Below are 17,454 nucleotides of genomic sequence, written 5' to 3'. Positions count from 1 at the left end.
CAAGCCAGCTCCCACAGTTGATCGGTGTTGGACTCAGAACCCAGGGGCAATCTGGCCTTTGTAACGGGTCAGGATGAACTGGCGCACTTCATCGGAATTCAACGCCTTGGCCAGTTTCTGGATACGGGGGTCGTTGATGTTATCCGGCCGCGCCACCAGGTACTCGATGTACAGCGACTTGCCCTTCTCCACGATCAACGCACTGTTGGTATCGATCCCCGCTTCCAGCGCGTAGTTGGCAAACACAAACGCCAAATCCACTTGGCTCACCGAACGGGCCAGCAAGGCGCCTTCCAGTTCGCGGATTTTCAAATGCTTGGGGTTTTCCGCAATATCGCGCGGCGTGCTCAGGGTGTTGCTCGGATCCTTGAGTTTGATCAGGCCCGCCTCATCCAGCAGCACCAGGGCGCGGCCCGTGTTGACCGGGTCGTTGGGGATCGACACCGTGGCGCCGTCCTTGAGCTCCGAGATGTTTTTGATCTTGGTCGAGTAAGCGCCAAAGGGTTCGATATGCACGCCCACCACCGGCACCAGATCGGTGTGACGGGTCTTGTTGTAGTCGTCGAGGAACGGGCGGTACTGGTAATAGTTGGCGTCGATGTTCTTCAGCGACAGTTGTTGGTTGGGCTGGATAAAGTCGGTGAAGACTTTGATCTGCAGGTCCACGCCCTCCTTGGCCAGCACCGGTTTGACGAACTCGAGAATTTCCGCTTGGGGCACAGGGGTCGCACCGACCACCAGTTTTTCATTGGCAAAGGCATTCAACGACAGGACAGCGGCCAAAATGGCCAGGGACTTTTTCATACAGGCTCCGAAAGCAGTTGTTATAGGAATCAACGGCGGCTGTAACGCGCCACCAAACGGTCACCGGTCATCTGCAGGGCCTGAACCAGCACCAACAGCAGCACCACGGTGACCACCATTACGTCGGTCTGAAAGCGCTGGTAGCCGTAGCGAATTGCCAGGTCACCCAGGCCGCCGCCACCGATCACGCCGGCCATGGCGGTGTAGTCCACCAGCACAATCGCGGTCACGGTCACTGCCGCCAGCAGCCCACCCCGGGCCTCCGGCAACAGGGTGTGGCGGATCACCTGCCAAGTGCTGGCGCCCATGGATTGGGTGGCCTCGACCACGCCGCGATCCACTTCACGCAGCGCGGTTTCCACCAGCCGTGCAAAGAACGGCGTACAGCCCACCACCAGCGGCGGGATGGTGCCCGGCACACCGAGGGAGGTGCCCACCAGCAAGGTGGTGAGCGGGATCAACACGATCAGCAGGATGATGAACGGCAGCGAACGCAACACGTTGACCACCACCGACAGCAACCGATACACCACCAGCGCCTCATGCAACTGGCGCTTGCCGGTGAGAAACAGCAGCACGCCCAGGGGCAGCCCCAGCAACACGGTAAAACCCAGCGCAGCGGCGAGCATGCTCAGGGTTTCCAGGCAGGCCTGGCCGATGTCGGCCCAATAGATGTTCTTGAACAGTTCGGCCATGAATCACGACCAGTCATGGCGCGGCGGCTTGGCGCCGTTGAGCAGCCAATTGCCCACCACGTGGTACTTCCAGCGCACCGGGTCGTGCAGGGTGTGGACCCGCGCGTTGCGCCAGTGGCGGTCAAAGTTGTGCTTTTTCAAGGTGGACCGGGTGCCCCCCAGTTCGAACAGTTTGTTGCTGGCTTCGATGGCGATTTCAGTGGTCAGCACTTTTGCGCGGGCGACGGCGAGGGACGCGTGCGCGACGTTGTCTTCATCTGGGCCCGGGCGCGCGGCATCCAGGGCAAAGCCGGCGCGGTCGAGCAAGGCTTCAGCGGCTTCCAGGCGAATATCCAAGGCACCGACCTGAATGATGGTCAGTGGATCCTCACTGGCTTTCTCCACCCCAGCGTCAATCCATGGCCGGGCGAATTGCTGCACGAACTGCACCGTGTCACGCAGCGCCGCACGGGCAATACCCGCGTCAATGGCGGCAGTGGTCAGTTGTGCGAAAGGGCCGGCCAAGGTCGGGGAATCGTAGGATTTGTGCGTAGGAAACAGATTGAACGCCGGCACCCGCAAGTCCTGAGCCAGTACCGTCCCGCTGGAGGTGGTGCGCTGGCCCATGCTGTCCCAATCGTCGACCACCACCAGCCCTTCAGTGCCACGCGGTACAAAGGCCAACTGGGCGTTTTGCTGTTCATCCAGCGCCAGCACTGCCAGCCAATGGGCGTACAGCGAACCGGTGCAATAGCCCTTGCGCCCGTTGATCACATAGCCGTCGCCTTCGCGGCGAATAGTGGCCTGGATGTCCTGCACGTGCTTGCCGCCGGTTTCCGACAGCGCATTGGCAAAGCGATGGCCCTGCAAGGCCAAGCCGAAGAAATGCGCCTGTTGCTCGGGCGTGCCCTGCAAGCGGATATCTTCCAGCAGGCAGTAGTGGTTCTGCGGGATCTGCCCCAATGACGGGTCGGCCGCCGAAATAATCGCAATCACCTGGGCCAGCACCGCGTAAGACACCTGCGCCCCGCCGAACGCGCGCGGCACACTGATGCCCCACAGGCCACTGTTGGAATACAGGTCCACCACCTCGGCGGGCACCTGGCGGGTGCGGTCGCGCTCGGCGTCCTGTTCCAGGAGAACGGCGGCGACGCGGTGGGCGACGGCAATCGCCTCGGTTGCATCGCGGATCAAGGCGGCATGGGGCGTGTGGATAGGGTAATCGGCAGATACAGGCAGTACAGACATACAACGCTCTCGGGCGAATGGTTTGCCAGAGGTATTGCAGCTTCTGTGCCGAGCCCGGAAACCGGTGGTTTGGCCGTAAAAACGCGCCCCCTACCCGCTTATGGCGCAGCAAACTGCCGGTTCGCTGTTGCCTGGCGAACACCTCGTCGGTTGCCCGCAGGCCCCGGCGTACGTGGCCTATAGTGAAAAGGCCGTCCCTCCATAACCACCACTCAAGGAGAACGAAATGAGCGTTAAACCCATTCCCGAGGGTTTCCACAGCGTCACGCCCTACCTGGGCGTCGAAAAAGCGGCCGAAGCCATCGAGTTCTACAAGAAAGCCTTTGGCGCCATCGAAGCCATGCGCCTGGACATGCCCGACGGCAGAGTCGGCCACGCCGAGCTGCGCATCGGTGACTCGCCGATCATGCTGGGTTCACCCTGCGATGAAAGTGCGTTTGGCCGCCCGCGTGATGGCCACACCAGCGTCGGTTTGCATGTGTATGTCAATGACGTCGACGCGCAATACAAACAAGCCATCGCAGCCGGTGGCACACCGATCTCCGAACCCAAGGACCAGTTCTACGGCGATCGCTCCGGCACGCTGAAGGATCCATTCGGCCATGTGTGGTTCCTGGCCACCCACCAAGAAGACCTGACCGAGGCGCAGATCCGCGAACGAGCCCAGGCCATGTTCGTGCAAGGCTGATCGACGGGAGCCGGCCCGCCGGCTCCTACACACTTCATGAACAACCCCTCCACGTTTTCGCCCTTGCCCCGAACGCCGCGTGATTCCAGGATGCAGGCAATCATCACAAGGAGTCATTCCATGTTCGCCGGATTCCAAAAAGACAGCTGCCACGTCAACGGCGTGGACATCAGCTACCGCAAAGGCGGTACAGGTCCCGGCCTGCTCCTGCTACACGGGCACCCGCAAACCCACGTCATCTGGCACAAAGTCGCCGAGCAATTGGCCGAGCACTTCACCGTGGTGGCGGCCGACCTGCGCGGTTATGGCGACAGCAGCAAGCCGCCGGCCAATGACCACCACACCAACTACTCAAAACGCGAAATGGCCCGGGACGGCGTCGAGCTAATGCAAGCCCTGGGCTTCGAACAGTTCTCGGTGCTGGCCCATGACCGTGGCGCCCGTGTGGCCCATCGCCTGGCACTGGATCATCCCAACGCTGTGCAACGCATGGTGCTGCTGGACATCGCGCCGACCCTGTCGATGTACGCACAGACCGACGAAGCCTTCGCCCGCGCCTACTGGCACTGGTTCTTCCTGATCCGCCCGGCACCGTTGCCGGAAGCCTTGATCGAGGGCAACCCGCAGCTGTACCTGCGCAGCGTGATGGGCAGTCGCAGTGCCGGGCTCAAGCCATTCACTGACGAGGCCTTTGCTGAATACCTGCGCTGCCTGAAACTGCCGGGCGCCGCCACCGGCATCTGCGAAGACTACCGGGCTGCCGCCGGCATCGACCTTGAGCATGACCAGGCGGATATCGACGCCGGCAAATACCTGAACTTACCGTTGCTGGTGATGTGGGGCGCCGAAGGCACCGTCGGCCGCTGTTTCGAGCCGCTCAAGGAATGGCAGAAAGTCGCCACCGACGTGCGCGGCAAGGCCCTGCCGGCCGGCCATTACATTGCCGAAGAGGCTCCCGAGTTGTTGCTGGGCGAAGTCCTGACCTTCCTTCGCTAATCCCCTGATTCACTCCCCCACGCAGGCGCGCCAACGCCTGCGACGGGGTCTGCTTGCCCAAAAAAGACTGCGAGATAATAACAATGACAATCAGAAAACTGCTGGGAACCCTGTATATCCAGGTGCTCATCGCCATCGCGCTGGGCGTGTTGATCGGCCATCAATGGCCGCAGATCGGCATCGACCTCAAGCCCTTGGGCGACGGTTTCATCAAACTGATCAAGATGATCATCGGCCCGATTATCTTCTGCACGGTGGTGTCCGGCATCACCAGCATGCACGACGTGAAACAGGTCGGCCGCGTTGGCGGCAAGGCGCTGCTGTACTTCGAAGTCGTCTCGACCATTGCCCTGTTGATCGGCATTCTCGCCGCGCACCTGCTGCATCCGGGCGTCGGTTTCAACATTGACGTGAAAACCCTCGACAGCTCGGCCATCGCCGGTTTTGTCGGCCAGGCCGAACACGGTGAAGGCATCGTCGGGTTCCTGCTGCATGTGATCCCCGCGACGTTTTTCGATGCGTTCTCCAAGGGTGAAATCCTGCCGGTACTGTTCGTCTCGGTGCTGTTTGGCGTGGGCCTGGTGATGGTCGGTGAAAAAGGCCGGCCGTTGGTGGGTGTGATCAACCAGGCCAGCGAAGTGTTCTTCCGCATCGTCGGCATCATCAGCCGGGTCGCGCCAATCGGAGCCTTTGGCGCGATTGCGTTCACCATCGGCAAATACGGCGTGGGTTCGTTGCTGCCGTTGTTGAAGCTGGTGGGCACCTTCTATATCACCGCGTTTTTCTTCATTGCCGTGGTGCTGGGCAGCATCGCCCGCTACGCAGGGTTCAGCATTTTCAAACTGATGGGTTACATCAAGTCGGAGCTGCTGATCGTGCTGGGCACCAGCTCGTCGGAATCGGCGCTGCCGCAATTGATCCAGAAACTTGAAAGCCTGGGCGCCTCCAAGGGCGTGGTGGGCATCGTGGTGCCGACCGGCTACACCTTCAATCTGGACGGCACCAACATCTATATGACCCTGGCGGTGCTGTTCCTGGCCCAGGCCACCAACATCCACTTGCCGCTGGAACAGCAGTTGACGCTGCTGGCGGTGGCCATGCTGACGTCCAAGGGCGCCGGGGCGGTGGTCGGCGCGGGGTTTGTCGCGCTGGCGGCGAGCCTGGCGGTGGTGCCGACCGTGCCGGTGGCAGCGATGGTGTTGATTCTCGGCGTAGACCGCTTTATGGCTGAATGCCGCTCGCTGACCAATATCATCGGCAATGCCGTGGCCGCGCTGGTGGTGGCCGCCTGGGAAGGTGAGCTGGACCGCGAAAAAATGGCGCCTATCGCGCTCAAGCGTGGCCGACATGCGCGGGCAGCCGCTCAAGCGAAGATCGCTGCCGAGTAACCCAAGACGGCCAGGTGTGCCGGAAGGCACACCGATCCGGTGCTATTCTGGCGGCTCATGCCGCCAGCCCTGTTTCTGATGACCAATAAGAAAGATACCGTGCCCCTACCCGAAGACCTGCGGGTGTTCCTGACCGTGATCCGCAAGGCCGGCTTCGCAGCGGCCGCCGATGAGCTGGGCTTGTCGCCGGCCTATGTCAGCAAGCGCATCCAGATCCTCGAAACCACCCTGGCCACCCGCTTGCTGCACCGCACCAGCCGACGCATCGCCCTGACCGAAGACGGCGAGCGGGTGCAGCGCTGGGCCGTGCGTATCCTGGAAGATTTCCAGCAACTCTCCGATGAACTCTCTGACGCACACGACAGCCCCCGTGGCCGCCTGCACCTGTGCAGCAGCTTTGGTTTCGGCCGCAACCATGTGGCGCCCGCCCTGTCGCTGCTGGCGGAACAGTACCCGGACCTGGAAATCCGCCTGGACCTGTTTGACCGCGTGGTGGACATCGTCAGCGAAGGCTTCGATTTGGAGATCCGCGTGGGCGACGATATCCCCGGCCAGCACATCGGCCGCCGACTGGTGAGCAACCGCCGCGTACTGTGCGCGGCGCCGGCTTATCTGCAGCGGCGCGGAACACCGCAACAGCTGAGCGAGCTGGAGCAGCACGACTGCCTGGTGCTCAAGGAGCGCGATAACGCGTTTGGCATCTGGAACCTGGAACACGACGGCGCCCAGGAAAGCGTGCGCGTGCGCGGGCCGTTGTCGTCGAATAATGGCGAGATTGTGTTGCAGTGGGCGTTGGATGGGCGCGGGGTATTGCTGCGCTCGATGTGGGATGTGAAACCGCTATTGGAACAAGGCAAGCTGGTGCAGGTGCTGCACGGGTATACCCAGAGCGCCAACGTGTGGGCGGTGTACCCGACACGGTTGGCGTATTCCGGCAAGTTGCGAGCCTGCGTGGAGTTCTTGCAGGAGCATTTCAAAGGGTTGTCGATTTAGCTCAGCCAGGGATTGGCTGCCAGGTGCTGGCGTTCGAAAGCCTTGATCTCTTCACGGCGTTGCAAGGTGCTGCCGATGGCGTCCAAGCCCAATAGCAACGCAGTTTTACGCAGGGTATCGATCTGGAACGGGATCACCTCGCCATCCGCCAAGCGAATCGCCTGGGCTTCAAGATCCACGCAGATCTGCGCCTGGTCCGCCTGGCTGACCGTCTGGCCCAGCCGCTGCAACACCGCCTCGTCCAAAGTGATCAACAACACCCCGTTGCGCTGGCAATTGTCATAGAAAATCCCGGCAAAGCTGCTACCGATCAACGCGCGGATGCCCATTTGCTTTAAGCCCCACACCGCATGTTCACGGCTGGAACCACAGCCGAAGTTCGGCCCTACCACCATGAAACTCGCGCCCTGCCAGGCCGGCTGGTTCAGCACGAATTCCGGGTTGGGCTCGCCGGACGGCAAGAAGCGCAAGTCGAAGAACAGCCCGCGGTCCAGGCCGCTGCGGTCGATGCCCTTGAGGAATTGCTTGGGCATGATCACGTCGGTGTCGATGTTGGCCGCCAGCATCGGCGCGGCCTGGCCGGTGACCAGGGTGAAGGGTTGCAGGCTCATGGGCGTGCTCCAAAGTGGCGGATATCAGTGAGGCGGCCAGTAATGGCAGCGGCGGCGACCATCGCCGGGCTCATCAAGTGAGTGCGTGCGCCCGCGCCCTGGCGGCCTTCGAAGTTGCGGTTGGTGCTGGAGGCGCAGCGGTCGCCGGGGGCCAGCACGTCGTCGTTCATCGCCAGGCACATCGAGCAGCCCGACTGGCGCCATTCGAAGCCAGCCTCGATAAAAATCGCCGCCAGCCCTTCGGCTTCGGCCTGGTCACGGACTTCGGTGGAGCCGGGCACGATCATCGCGCGCACATGGTCGGCCACGTGTTTGCCGCGCACCACGCTGGCGGCGTCGCGCAGGTCTTCGATACGGGCGTTGGTGCAGGAGCCGATGAAGGCGTGACTGATGACAATCTCGCTCAGCGGCATGCCGGCTTCCAGGCCCATGTAGTTGAGGGCGCGGCGCATGTCCTGGCGCAGGATCAGGTCGCTGACGTCCTGCGGGTCGGGCACGCGGGCGCCGATGGGCGCGGCCTGGTCAGGGCTGGTGCCCCAGGTGACCATGGGTTCCAGGGTGGAGGCGTCGAGTTGCACTTCCCGGTCGAACACCGCGTCGTCATCGGTGTGGAGTTTTCGCCACTCCAACAGTGCTTTTTCCCACAGATCGACTTGCGGTGCGCGTGGTTTGCCCTTGAGGTAGGCGAAGACTTTTTCGTCCGGTGCCATGAAGGCGCCGCGTGCGCCCGCTTCCACCGCCATGTTGCAGATGGTCATGCGCGCCTCGACGCTCAGCGCGTCGATGGTGGAGCCGCGAAACTCAATGGCATAGCCCGTTGCGCCGGACGCGCCGATCTTGCCGATCAGCGCCATGATCACGTCTTTTGAGGTCAAACCCGGCGCCAGGTCACCGTCTACCGTCACCCGCATAGTTTTCAGACGTTTGTAGACCAGGGTCTGGGACGCCAGCAGGTGTTCGATTTCCGAGGTGCCGATGCCAAAACCAAAGGCCCCGAGGGCGCCGTAGGTGGTGGTGTGGCTGTCACCGGCAGCAATCACCATGCCCGGCAGGATGAAACCCTGTTCCGGGGCGATTACGTGCTCGATGCCCTGGCGCTTGTCGAGGATGTCCAGCAGTTCGATGCCGAAGTCCCGGCAGTTCTCCGCCAGGTACGACACTTGCCGCGCACCGCCTGCATCCGGCATCGCCGCAATGCGCTGGGGCGTGGTGGGGTTCACATGGTCAACCACGGCCAACGCCGTGCCGGGACGCCACACCGTGCGCCCGGCTTCGCGCAAGCCGCTGAAGGCCTGGGGGCTGGTGTATTCGTTGATCACCTGGCGATCTATATAAAGCAGGACATGGCCCTGGTCATCCAGGGAGCACACCGTGTGGGAGTCGATGTGTTTGTCGTAGAGGGTTCTGGCAGTCATTTCTTAGGCTCACTCAACGGTATGAGCCCATCCTACGCAGCGCCTCGGTCCCATCAATGCCGCTTGGGTGATGGCTTGGAACATGCTTCGTGTTCGATCAAGGCGTTTAAGCGGCCTGAATGTGAACCTGAAACATTTTCTTTCATATCCGGGTTAGGGATTTCTCATTCTCATCCGTCTTAACTTAGATACAGCCTGTCGCGTCAGCAAAAGCTACGACTGGCCTTTTCCGGGCCTTCACTGCCCCCCTCCGATCAAGACCCGCATTCACATGTCGAAGAAGTCACGCTCCAAACTCTGGTTTCTCGTACATAGCTGGTTGGCCTTGCCCATCTGGTTCTTTGTACTGATCGTCTGCGTCACCGGCACCCTGGCGGTGGTCAGCCAGGAGATCGTCTGGCTGGCCAACCCGGATATCCGCGCGAGCAAGCCGACGGACGACGCCGAACCCCTGAGCTACGACCAGGTGATCGCCGCGATCAAGCGCGAAGAGCCCCAGGTGTTCGTCCAGTCGATCAGCCGACCCGACGAATCCCACTTCGCCCTCAGCGTCGACCTCAGCTACCCCGACGGGCGTTCCGTGGAGGTCTACGTCAACCCCTACACCGGCGCGATCCAGGGCATCAGCCCGTCGTTCAACTTCCAGGCCTTTACCCGCGCCCTGCACGGCTGGTGGCTGGTGCCGTTCACCAATGGCTACAGCTGGGGCTGGTACCTGGTCTCGGCACTGGGTATTCCGCTGCTGGCGTCGCTGGTCACCGGGCTGGTGGTGTACAAGAAGTTCTGGAAGGGCTTCCTGCGCCCTACCCTGCGTATTCGCCATGGCGCGCGGATCTTCTGGGGTGACTTCCACCGCTTGAGCGGTATCTGGTCGATCTGGTTCATCGCGGTGATTTCCGTCACCGGCATCTGGTTCCTGATCCGGGCGATCCTGGGGGATAACCAGATCTCGATTTCCACCGAGCCAGTCATCCCGGTGATTGCACGGGAAAAAGTGCCGATGTCGGCACCCGGCGTGCCGGCCCCCATGATTCCCGTGGACGAGGCGATCAAGATCGCCACCCAGCGCATCCCTGGCCTGGAAGCGAGTTTCATCAGCCTGCCGCTCAATGCCTACAGCCACCTGCAGATCGGCGGGCGCGGCTGGTATCCGCTGATGTTCCAGACCGCGCAGATCAACCCTTATGACGGTGAAGTCGCGGCAGCGCACTTGCTGTCCGATCGCTCGAAGCTGGAGTTCGTCACCGAGTCCATGCGCCCGCTGCACACCGGCGACTTTGGTGGGATATGGATCAAGCTGATCTGGGCGTTCTTCGGCCTGATCATGAGCATGATGGTGTTGAGCGGCCTGCTGATCTGGACCAAGCGCACCGCCCTGGCCACCCTCAATGCCCTCAAGCGCGAAGCCAAGACCCAACACAAGCCGGCGGCCATCCCCGCCAGACAGGCTGAAACCTCGGAGGTCACCCCATGAGCCAGGTCGCTGCTGCTAAACCTTCGCCGCTGCGGGCCTTCTGGCTGAAATGGCGCTTCCATATCAATGTGCTGCTGTTGCTGATCCCTCTGGGCTTCATGCCCAAGTACTTTGCTGACGCAGCGCTGTTTCGCGGCGACACCGGCATCGGCGAGCGGGTGGCCGGTGAAGTGCAGGTCGGCCCCTGGAGCCTGACCCTCGCGGAGTTCCGCAATGAAGGCCCGCGTCCCGACCCGGCCGGCCCGATGAAGTTTTTCAACGCCGCCCTGTGTGACACCTGCGCCGACCAGGTCAAGGCCACCTACCTGCGCATCGGCAAGCCGCGCAGCCTGCGCGCCGCCGGGGTGATCTTCTTCGGCACGCCGTACCGCATGGGCGCCGGCCTGCCGATCCCGGAACGCACACCCGCCGACGCCGAACTCTGGGTCACCATGGAAGGCTGGGACGGCACGATGCACCAGGGTTCCATCCCGTTGAGCCAGGCCTCGCCTGCCACTATTGCCTGGCTGAACAAGCAAGGAGTTAAACCATGACTTTGATGCGCATGACCCGCGCCTGTGGCGTCCTGCTGATGTGCGCCGGTTTCAGTACCGTCGCCCTGGCCCACAACCCGATGTGCGAGTGCAAGGAAATCCCCGGCGAGCAGATCCAGTGCAAAGGCGGCTTTTCCGACGGCAGCGGCGCGCCCGGCGTGACCCTCGATGTGATCGGCTATGACGAAACCATCCTGGTGCCCGGCAAGCTGGGTGAGGACTCGACCCTGACCTTCAAGAAGCCGTCGGCCGAGTTCTACGTGTTATTTGATGCAGGTCCAGGCCACGTGGTGGAAATTGACCAAGCGGATATCCAGCCGCAATGACGACCACACAGGTTGTACGCCCCGCCGGTGCCGGTCACGAAACCCTCTACGTGCTGCTGCTGTGTCTGATCATCCTCGCGGTGGCCGGCTCGGTGATCGCATTGCACGGTGAATCCCAGGAAGTAGCGGCCGTGCCCAGCCATCAATTGGACGCGCGCCGCGACCTGAGCGCCGCCGAGCAAGGTATCTATGCCGACCTGCGCGTTACCCTGGATGAGATCCAGCTGTTGCAGCAGGAGCAAAGCGCGCTGCCCAGCCCGGCGCAACTGGCCGAAGAAGGTTTTGCGCCCTTTGCCCACGACGCCAGTTCGGTCAGCCGTGGCGATCACCGCTGGCAATTGCTGGAGCCTTCGGCCTACCTGGGCCTGAGCCAGGCACCGGCCACCAGCGGCTCGCTGCTGATGCGTGTGCACGGTGCCGAACCGGATATCTGGCTCAATCGCCAGGCCAACCTCGCCGCCCCTTCCGACCTTACTGACCAGGCGCTGATCGCGGCCGGCTGGCAGCAAGTGGTCGCGCAATTCGATGCCGGCGTCACCCGCCAGCACCGTCACTGAACGAGAAGACCGATTGCCCATGTCTATTTCATCTCCCCTGTTGCGCCTGTTGCTGGTTGGCCTGTTCAGCCTGATGCTGGCTCCCCTGGCTAATGCTGAGGCGGCCAAGCGCCTGCGTATCGGCATCACCCTGCACCCTTATTACAGCTACGTGGCGAATATCGTCGGCGACAAGGCCGAAGTGGTGCCGCTGATTCCGGCCGGTTTCAACCCGCATGCCTACGAGCCGCGCGCCGAAGACATCAAGCGCATCGGCACCCTGGACGTGATCGTGCTCAACGGCGTCGGCCACGATGATTTTGCCGACCGCATGATCGCCACCAGCGAACGCCCGGACATCCCGGTGATCGAGGCCAACGCCAACGTGCCGCTGCTGGCCGCCACCGGTAACGCCGCGCGCGGTGCGGGCAAGGTGGTCAACCCGCATACGTTCTTGTCGATCAGTGCGTCGATTGCCCAGGTCAACAATATCGCCCGCGAACTGGGCAAGCTCGACCCGGACAACGCCAAGACCTACACCCAGAACGCCCGTGCCTACGGCAAGCGTCTGCGCCAGATGCGCGCCGATGCGCTCGCCAAGCTGACCAGCGCGCCCAACCCGGACCTGCGCGTAGCCACCGTGCACGCGGCCTATGACTACCTGCTGCGCGAATTCGGTCTGGAAGTCACTGCGGTGGTCGAACCGGCCCACGGCATCGAGCCAAGCCCGAGCCAGTTGAAGAAGACCATCGATGAACTGCGCGCCCTGGACGTGAAGGTGATCTTCTCGGAGATGGATTTCCCGTCCACCTACGTCGACACCATCCAGCGTGAGTCCGGGGTCAAGCTGTACCCGCTGTCGCATATTTCCTACGGCGAATACAGCGCCGAGAAGTACGAAGTGGAGATGACCGGTAACCTCAACACGGTGGTGCGAGCCATTCAGGAGTCGGGGGCATGACGGCGGCGGAACAGCTGAATGCCGTCAGCGTCGGCCCGACGCTTGAGTTCGATCAGGTTGCACTGACGCTGGGACGCACGGTGATCCTGGATGACGTGAGCTTCCAGGTACAGCCGGGCAGTATCCATGCACTGGTTGGCCCCAACGGCGGCGGCAAAAGCTCGTTGATCAAGACGCTGCTCGGGCAAACCCCTCACCAGGGACGCTTGAGCCTGCACTGGCCAGCCGCGCCCGGCACCATCGGTTATGTGCCGCAGGCCCTGGAATTTGATCGGGGCTTGCCGATGACCGTGGATGATTTCATGGCCGCCATGTGCCAGCGACGTCCGGCGTTTCTCGGCCTGTCCAAGCATTACGCCGGTGCGATTGGCGATGCGCTGGAGCGCGTCGGTATGCAGGACAAACGCAAACGGCGCATGGGCGCGCTGTCCGGCGGTGAACGCCAGCGCGTGTTGCTGGCCCAGGGACTGATCCCGGCGCCACAACTGCTGGTGTTGGATGAACCCATGTCGGCGCTGGATGAAGCCGGTATCCAGGTGTTCGAACGCCTGCTGAATGACTGGCGCCGGGCCGGGATCACCGTGCTGTGGATCGAGCATGACCTGGAGGCCGTGGGCCGCCTGGCCGACCGCGTCACCGGCCTGAACCGCCGCGTGCTGTTCGACGCCACGCCCAAAGAGGCGTTGACCCCGGATCGCCTGCTGACCCTGTTCTCCACCCACCCTCGGAGCCCGGCGCAATGAGTTATGAAGCTTTTCGCTTGATGGTCCAGGGCTGGGCCTCTTCCGGTTATCTGCCGGAAGCGCTGGCCTACGGTTTCGTGGTCAATGCCCTGCTCGCCGGTCTGCTCATCGGCCCGGTACTCGGTGGCCTCGGGACGCTGGTGGTGGTCAAGCGCTTCGCGTTTTTCTCCGAAGCGGTCGGCCACGCGGCGCTGACGGGCGTGGCGGTGGGCATCCTGCTCGGTGAACCCTACACCGGCCCCTATGGCGCGTTGTTCGGCTACTGCCTGCTGTTCGGCATCTTGCTCAACTACCTGCGCAACCGCACCGGCCTGGCGCCGGATACCTTGATCGGCGTGTTCCTGTCGGTGTCCCTGGCGCTAGGTGCGAGCCTGTTGCTGATCCTGGCGGGCAAGATCAACGTGCATATCCTCGAGAACGTGCTGTTCGGCTCGGTGTTGACGGTCAACGGCAACGACCTGCTGGTGCTGGCGGTGGTCGGCTCGTTGGTGATGGCCCTGGCGCTGCCGCTGTACAACCGCATCATGTTGGCCAGCTTCAACCCGCAATTGGCGGCGGTGCGCGGCGTGGCGGTGAAGACCCTGGATTATCTGTTCGTGATCCTGGTGACGCTGATCACCGTCGCGGCGGTCAAGGTCATCGGCGCGATCCTGGTGGGGGCGCTGTTGGTCATTCCAGCCGCCGCGGCACGCCTGTTGAGCCAGTCGCTCAAGGGCTTCTTCTGGATCTCGGTCGCGATCGCCACCGTCAGCACCCTGTGCGGGATCCTGTTGCCGATCATCTTCGACCTGCCTGTGCCGTCCGGCGCCGCCATCATCCTGGTCGCCGGTATCGCCTTCGCCCTGGCCGCCATCGCGCGCGGCACGGTGCCCAGCCTTAAAGGGAATCTTGGATAATGCGCTCCGTTCTTTCTCCCCTGGCCCTGGCCATCGCCTGCTTGTTCACCACGCCATTGATGGCGGCTGAAGCGGCCAAACCAGCTGCCCACGCGGCAAAACCGGTCAAAGTGCTGGCCTCGCTGCCGATCACCTATGGCCTGGCTGAAGTGCTGCTCAAAGGCACCGACGTGCAGCTCGAACGCGCCGCCCCGGCCAACCTGCCGGGTTCGCGGCAAGTGTCCTACTTCACCGGCCGAGGCGCGCCAGCTCTGAGCAAATTGGCACTGGACGCCGACGCTGCCATCGGCCTGCGCTCGCTGTGGGCCGATGACCCGCTGTACCCGGTGGCGCGGCGCAGCAACATCCGCATCGTCGAAGTCGACGCTGCACGTCCGGTGGACGGCGGTCTGCCGGGCATCGCGGTGCAGCCGGGCGTCACCGATGGCCTGAACAGCCAGCCGTGGCAGTCGAGCAACAACATGGGACGCATGGCCGATGTGCTGGCCGCCGACCTGAGCCGCCTGGCGCCCAACGCCAAGCCGAAGATCGACGCCAACCTCGCCACCCTCAAGCAGCGCCTGCTCAAGCTCACCGCCGACAGCGAGGCGCGACTGGCCAAGGTGGATAACCTGAGCGTGGTCAGCCTGAGTGATCACTTCGCGTACCTGGTCAGCAGTTTGAACCTGGAAGTACTCAGCACCGATGCGCGACCCGACGCGGAGTGGACGCCTGAGGCGTTGCAGAAACTGAGTGCCGAGCTGAAGGACAACGAGGTGGCAGTGGTGCTGCATCATCGGCAGCCGAGTGAGGCGGTGAAGGCGGCTATCACTGCCGGTGATTCGAAGCTGTTGGTGTTGAATGTGGACGGTGCCGAGCCGGTGACAGAGCTGGAAACCAATGTGGATCAGGTGATCAAGGCGCTGACCCCGTAACATCCACACCGACATGAATGGCATCATGCCGCCAGAACTCCAGGTCGCAATCGATCAACCGCTGGTGCTGGTCATAATTGACCCGGGCGATCCGCAAGCCCGGGCTGCCCACCGACACGCGCAACGCGGCGGCGGCTTCCACCGGCAGTGAGGTCGGCACGATTTCAAAGCGCACGCGCCCGTAGTGCAGGTCGTACTTGCGCGCATACAGCTCCGTCATCGACTGATTCAAATCACACGCCAGGATCCCCGGAAAATACTGCGGGTTCAGGTAGTGCTCTACATACAGCACCAAGCGCCCATCAATCCGCCGTCCCCGGCAGATCTGGATCACACTGGACAGCGCGGGCAACTGCAACCACGCACACACCGCCGCCGAGGCCGGTTGCAGGCGTGCAGAGATGACTTCCGTGGAAGCCACGCGCCCCTGGTCGCTGACCATGGCGTGAAAGTGGCTGCGTTGCATCAGGTTGTACGCCAGCCGTGGCGGTGAGACAAACCAACCGCGCCGCTCCTCGCGATAGATCTGGCCCTGTGCCTCAAGTTGTAACAAGGCTTCCCGCACCGTAATCCGGGTGGTACCAAACAACTCGCTGAGCTTGCGCTCGGCAGGCAGTTTGCTGGCAGGCGGCAACAAACCGTGATCGATCTGCTCTTGCAGCGCCAGGCCAATGGATGTCACCGCCTTGATTGCCTCATCACGCATCAACGTTACCTATCTGGACTAGACCAGCACCGATCCGGTGCACAAACCGCTGCGTAAACCGGCCAACACTCAAGCTTGCCAGCCTAGGCATTACAGATGACCGACAGATGACAGTCCGTATCCATCGCCCTTAGCACACCCTGCAATACATCGGCCAAGTCCAATCAATGCGGGCACTTGGGCATGGTCTACGCTAACTCTGCGACAAGCGACATCAGCGATTTAAAAACGACATCGACATGAAACTGTCATCCATCGAGCCTAGATTGGCTCAGGTATTGCTGACCTAGACCAACACCACCGCAAACGTCGATAAAAACGCAGCGTTGAAAACGCCCAAAGGAGCTTCGGATGAAACAGCTTTTCCTGGCATCACTGTTAGGCTCGACCATTGCCATGTGCACCGCCGCCATGGCCGCTGATACCGATCTAAAAACCCTGGAAGCTGCCGCAAAGGCAGAAGGCGCCGTCAACAGCGTCGGCATGCCCGATGACTGGGCCAACTGGAAAGGCACCTGGGAAGACCTGGCCAAGACCTACGGCCTCAAGCACATCGACACCGACATGAGCTCGGCCCAGGAAATCGCCAAGTTCAAGGCTGAGAAAGACAACGCCAGCGCCGACATCGGTGACGTGGGCGCAGCGTTCGGTCCGATTGCGGTGAAGCAGGACGTCACCCAGCCGTACAAACCGTCCACCTGGGCCCAGGTTCCGGATTGGGCTAAAGATAAAGACGGCCACTGGGCCTTGGCCTACACCGGCACCATCGCGTTTATCGTCAACAAGAAGCTGCTGCACGGCTCTGAAGTGCCGACCAGCTGGGCTGACCTGCAAAACGGCAAGTACAAAGTCTCCATCGGTGACGTGAGCACCGCAGCGCAAGCGGCCAACGGTGTACTGGCAGCCGCCATCGCCAATAAAGGCGACGAAAAGAACATCGCCCCCGGCCTGCAATTTTTCACCAAGATCGCCCAGCAAGGCCGTCTCTCGCTGTCCAACCCGACCATCGCCACCATGGAAAAAGGCGAAGTCGAAGTGGGCGTGGTCTGGGACTTCAACGGCCTGAGCTACAAGGCCAAGATGGCCAACCCGGATGACTACGTGGTGCTGATCCCATCGGACGGCTCGGTGAAATCCGGCTACACCACCATCATCAACAAATACGCCAAGCACCCGAACGCCGCCAAGCTGACCCGCGAATACATCTTCAGCGACGCCGGCCAACTCAACCTGGCGAAAGGCAATGCGCGTCCAATCCGCGCTGAAACCGACCTGAAACTGCCGGCCGATATCGCCAAGAACCTGATCCCGGGCGAGCAGTACACCAAGGCCAACCCGCAGCCGATCAAGGATGCCGATGCCTGGGAAGCCACGTCCAAGAAACTGCCTCAGCTGTGGAACGAGCAGGTCATCGTAGAGATGAAGTAAGTCCGCCACCCGCATTGGAGCTCCACTGGAGATCCAATGTGGGAGCGGGCTTGCTCGCGAATGCGTTGGTTCAGTCAACTGATTCATCGCCTGACACACAGCTTTCGCGAGCAAGCCCGC

The 17,454-nt window shown here is 62.2% G+C and carries 19 protein-coding genes; 13 read left to right on the top strand and 6 right to left on the bottom strand.

Annotated elements, in window-relative coordinates:
• Window positions 1–33 precede the first annotated feature (33 nt).
• Genes HX823_RS30080 through HX823_RS30070 form a run of 3 tightly spaced genes read right to left on the bottom strand, consistent with a single transcriptional unit; the run spans window position 34 to window position 2,726 of the window.
• Window positions 34–804 (bottom strand): MetQ/NlpA family ABC transporter substrate-binding protein, encoded by a 771-nt coding sequence (locus HX823_RS30080; protein ID WP_177078237.1) that lies wholly within the window; start codon window positions 802–804, stop codon window positions 34–36.
• A 29-nt stretch (window positions 805–833) separates the two neighbouring features.
• The gene (locus tag HX823_RS30075) at window positions 834–1,499 is read right to left on the bottom strand and encodes a methionine ABC transporter permease (protein WP_016980232.1); all 666 of its coding nucleotides are present in this window, start codon (window positions 1,497–1,499) and stop codon (window positions 834–836) included.
• Between the two features lie 3 nt (window positions 1,500–1,502).
• Complete coding sequence (locus tag HX823_RS30070) at window positions 1,503–2,726, bottom strand: SfnB family sulfur acquisition oxidoreductase (RefSeq protein ID WP_177078235.1); 1,224 nt, start codon at window positions 2,724–2,726, stop codon at window positions 1,503–1,505.
• A gap of 226 nt (window positions 2,727–2,952) precedes the next feature.
• Here HX823_RS30070 and HX823_RS30065 point away from each other — a divergent pair, with 226 nt between their 5' ends.
• The 4 genes from HX823_RS30065 (at window position 2,953) to HX823_RS30050 (ending at window position 6,791) form a co-directional block, all read left to right on the top strand.
• Window positions 2,953–3,414 carry a VOC family protein gene (locus tag HX823_RS30065; RefSeq protein WP_177078233.1) on the top strand — a complete coding sequence of 154 codons (462 nt, stop codon included), beginning with the start codon at window positions 2,953–2,955 and terminating at the stop codon, window positions 3,412–3,414.
• Between the two features lie 120 nt (window positions 3,415–3,534).
• On the top strand, window positions 3,535–4,410 hold the full coding sequence (locus HX823_RS30060; protein WP_177078231.1) for an alpha/beta fold hydrolase: 876 nt from the start codon (window positions 3,535–3,537) through the stop codon (window positions 4,408–4,410).
• An 83-nt stretch (window positions 4,411–4,493) separates the two neighbouring features.
• Window positions 4,494–5,798 carry a dicarboxylate/amino acid:cation symporter gene (locus tag HX823_RS30055; protein ID WP_177078229.1) on the top strand — a complete coding sequence of 435 codons (1,305 nt, stop codon included), beginning with the start codon at window positions 4,494–4,496 and terminating at the stop codon, window positions 5,796–5,798.
• Window positions 5,799–5,876: 78 nt separating this feature from the next.
• A complete protein-coding gene (locus HX823_RS30050) occupies window positions 5,877–6,791 on the top strand; it encodes a LysR substrate-binding domain-containing protein (RefSeq protein ID WP_218170087.1) in 915 nt (304 codons plus the stop codon).
• Here the strand turns inward: HX823_RS30050 and leuD are convergent.
• Window positions 6,788–7,402, bottom strand: coding sequence for a 3-isopropylmalate dehydratase small subunit (leuD, locus tag HX823_RS30045; RefSeq protein ID WP_177078225.1), 615 nt, complete (start codon window positions 7,400–7,402; stop codon window positions 6,788–6,790). The two genes, HX823_RS30050 and leuD, sit on opposite strands and share 4 nt — an antisense overlap.
• Window positions 7,399–8,817, bottom strand: coding sequence for a 3-isopropylmalate dehydratase large subunit (gene leuC, locus HX823_RS30040; protein ID WP_177078223.1), 1,419 nt, complete (start codon window positions 8,815–8,817; stop codon window positions 7,399–7,401). Before leuC ends, leuD begins: the two co-directional genes overlap by 4 nt.
• Window positions 8,818–9,088: 271 nt before the next feature.
• Here leuC and HX823_RS30035 point away from each other — a divergent pair, with 271 nt between their 5' ends.
• Genes HX823_RS30035 through HX823_RS30000 form a run of 8 tightly spaced genes read left to right on the top strand, consistent with a single transcriptional unit; the run spans window position 9,089 to window position 15,200 of the window.
• Window positions 9,089–10,291, top strand: coding sequence for a PepSY domain-containing protein (locus HX823_RS30035; RefSeq protein WP_038844860.1), 1,203 nt, complete (start codon window positions 9,089–9,091; stop codon window positions 10,289–10,291).
• Window positions 10,288–10,824 (top strand): hypothetical protein, encoded by a 537-nt coding sequence (locus HX823_RS30030; RefSeq protein ID WP_033900310.1) that lies wholly within the window; start codon window positions 10,288–10,290, stop codon window positions 10,822–10,824. The genes HX823_RS30035 and HX823_RS30030 overlap by 4 nt, the downstream gene beginning before the upstream one ends.
• A complete protein-coding gene (locus HX823_RS30025) occupies window positions 10,821–11,150 on the top strand; it encodes a hypothetical protein (RefSeq protein ID WP_016980241.1) in 330 nt (109 codons plus the stop codon). The genes HX823_RS30030 and HX823_RS30025 overlap by 4 nt, the downstream gene beginning before the upstream one ends.
• Window positions 11,147–11,707, top strand: coding sequence for a DUF6162 family protein (locus HX823_RS30020; RefSeq protein WP_177078221.1), 561 nt, complete (start codon window positions 11,147–11,149; stop codon window positions 11,705–11,707). Before HX823_RS30025 ends, HX823_RS30020 begins: the two co-directional genes overlap by 4 nt.
• A 19-nt stretch (window positions 11,708–11,726) precedes the next feature.
• Window positions 11,727–12,647, top strand: coding sequence for a metal ABC transporter substrate-binding protein (locus HX823_RS30015; RefSeq protein WP_058426941.1), 921 nt, complete (start codon window positions 11,727–11,729; stop codon window positions 12,645–12,647).
• Complete coding sequence (locus HX823_RS30010) at window positions 12,644–13,390, top strand: metal ABC transporter ATP-binding protein (RefSeq protein WP_038844852.1); 747 nt, start codon at window positions 12,644–12,646, stop codon at window positions 13,388–13,390. The genes HX823_RS30015 and HX823_RS30010 overlap by 4 nt, the downstream gene beginning before the upstream one ends.
• Entirely contained in the window at window positions 13,387–14,286 is a 900-nt protein-coding gene (locus HX823_RS30005; RefSeq protein ID WP_033900316.1) for a metal ABC transporter permease, read from the top strand. The genes HX823_RS30010 and HX823_RS30005 overlap by 4 nt, the downstream gene beginning before the upstream one ends.
• On the top strand, window positions 14,286–15,200 hold the full coding sequence (locus HX823_RS30000) for a metal ABC transporter solute-binding protein, Zn/Mn family (RefSeq protein WP_177078219.1): 915 nt from the start codon (window positions 14,286–14,288) through the stop codon (window positions 15,198–15,200). The genes HX823_RS30005 and HX823_RS30000 overlap by 1 nt, the downstream gene beginning before the upstream one ends.
• Here the strand turns inward: HX823_RS30000 and HX823_RS29995 are convergent.
• Window positions 15,181–15,906, bottom strand: coding sequence for a UTRA domain-containing protein (locus HX823_RS29995; RefSeq protein WP_038844847.1), 726 nt, complete (start codon window positions 15,904–15,906; stop codon window positions 15,181–15,183). The genes HX823_RS30000 and HX823_RS29995 overlap by 20 nt on opposite strands.
• A 351-nt stretch (window positions 15,907–16,257) precedes the next feature.
• On the opposite strand from HX823_RS29995, the gene HX823_RS29990 reads away from it, so the two are divergent.
• On the top strand, window positions 16,258–17,334 hold the full coding sequence (locus tag HX823_RS29990) for an ABC transporter substrate-binding protein (RefSeq protein ID WP_177078217.1): 1,077 nt from the start codon (window positions 16,258–16,260) through the stop codon (window positions 17,332–17,334).
• Window positions 17,335–17,454 lie beyond the last annotated feature (120 nt).

This window comes from Pseudomonas sp. P7759, from assembly GCF_013386445.1.
Taxonomy (GTDB): Bacteria; Pseudomonadota; Gammaproteobacteria; order Pseudomonadales; family Pseudomonadaceae; genus Aquipseudomonas; species Aquipseudomonas azotoformans_A.
Note: the sequence above shows the minus strand (reverse complement) of the source record. Positions and strands in the feature narration are given on the sequence as shown.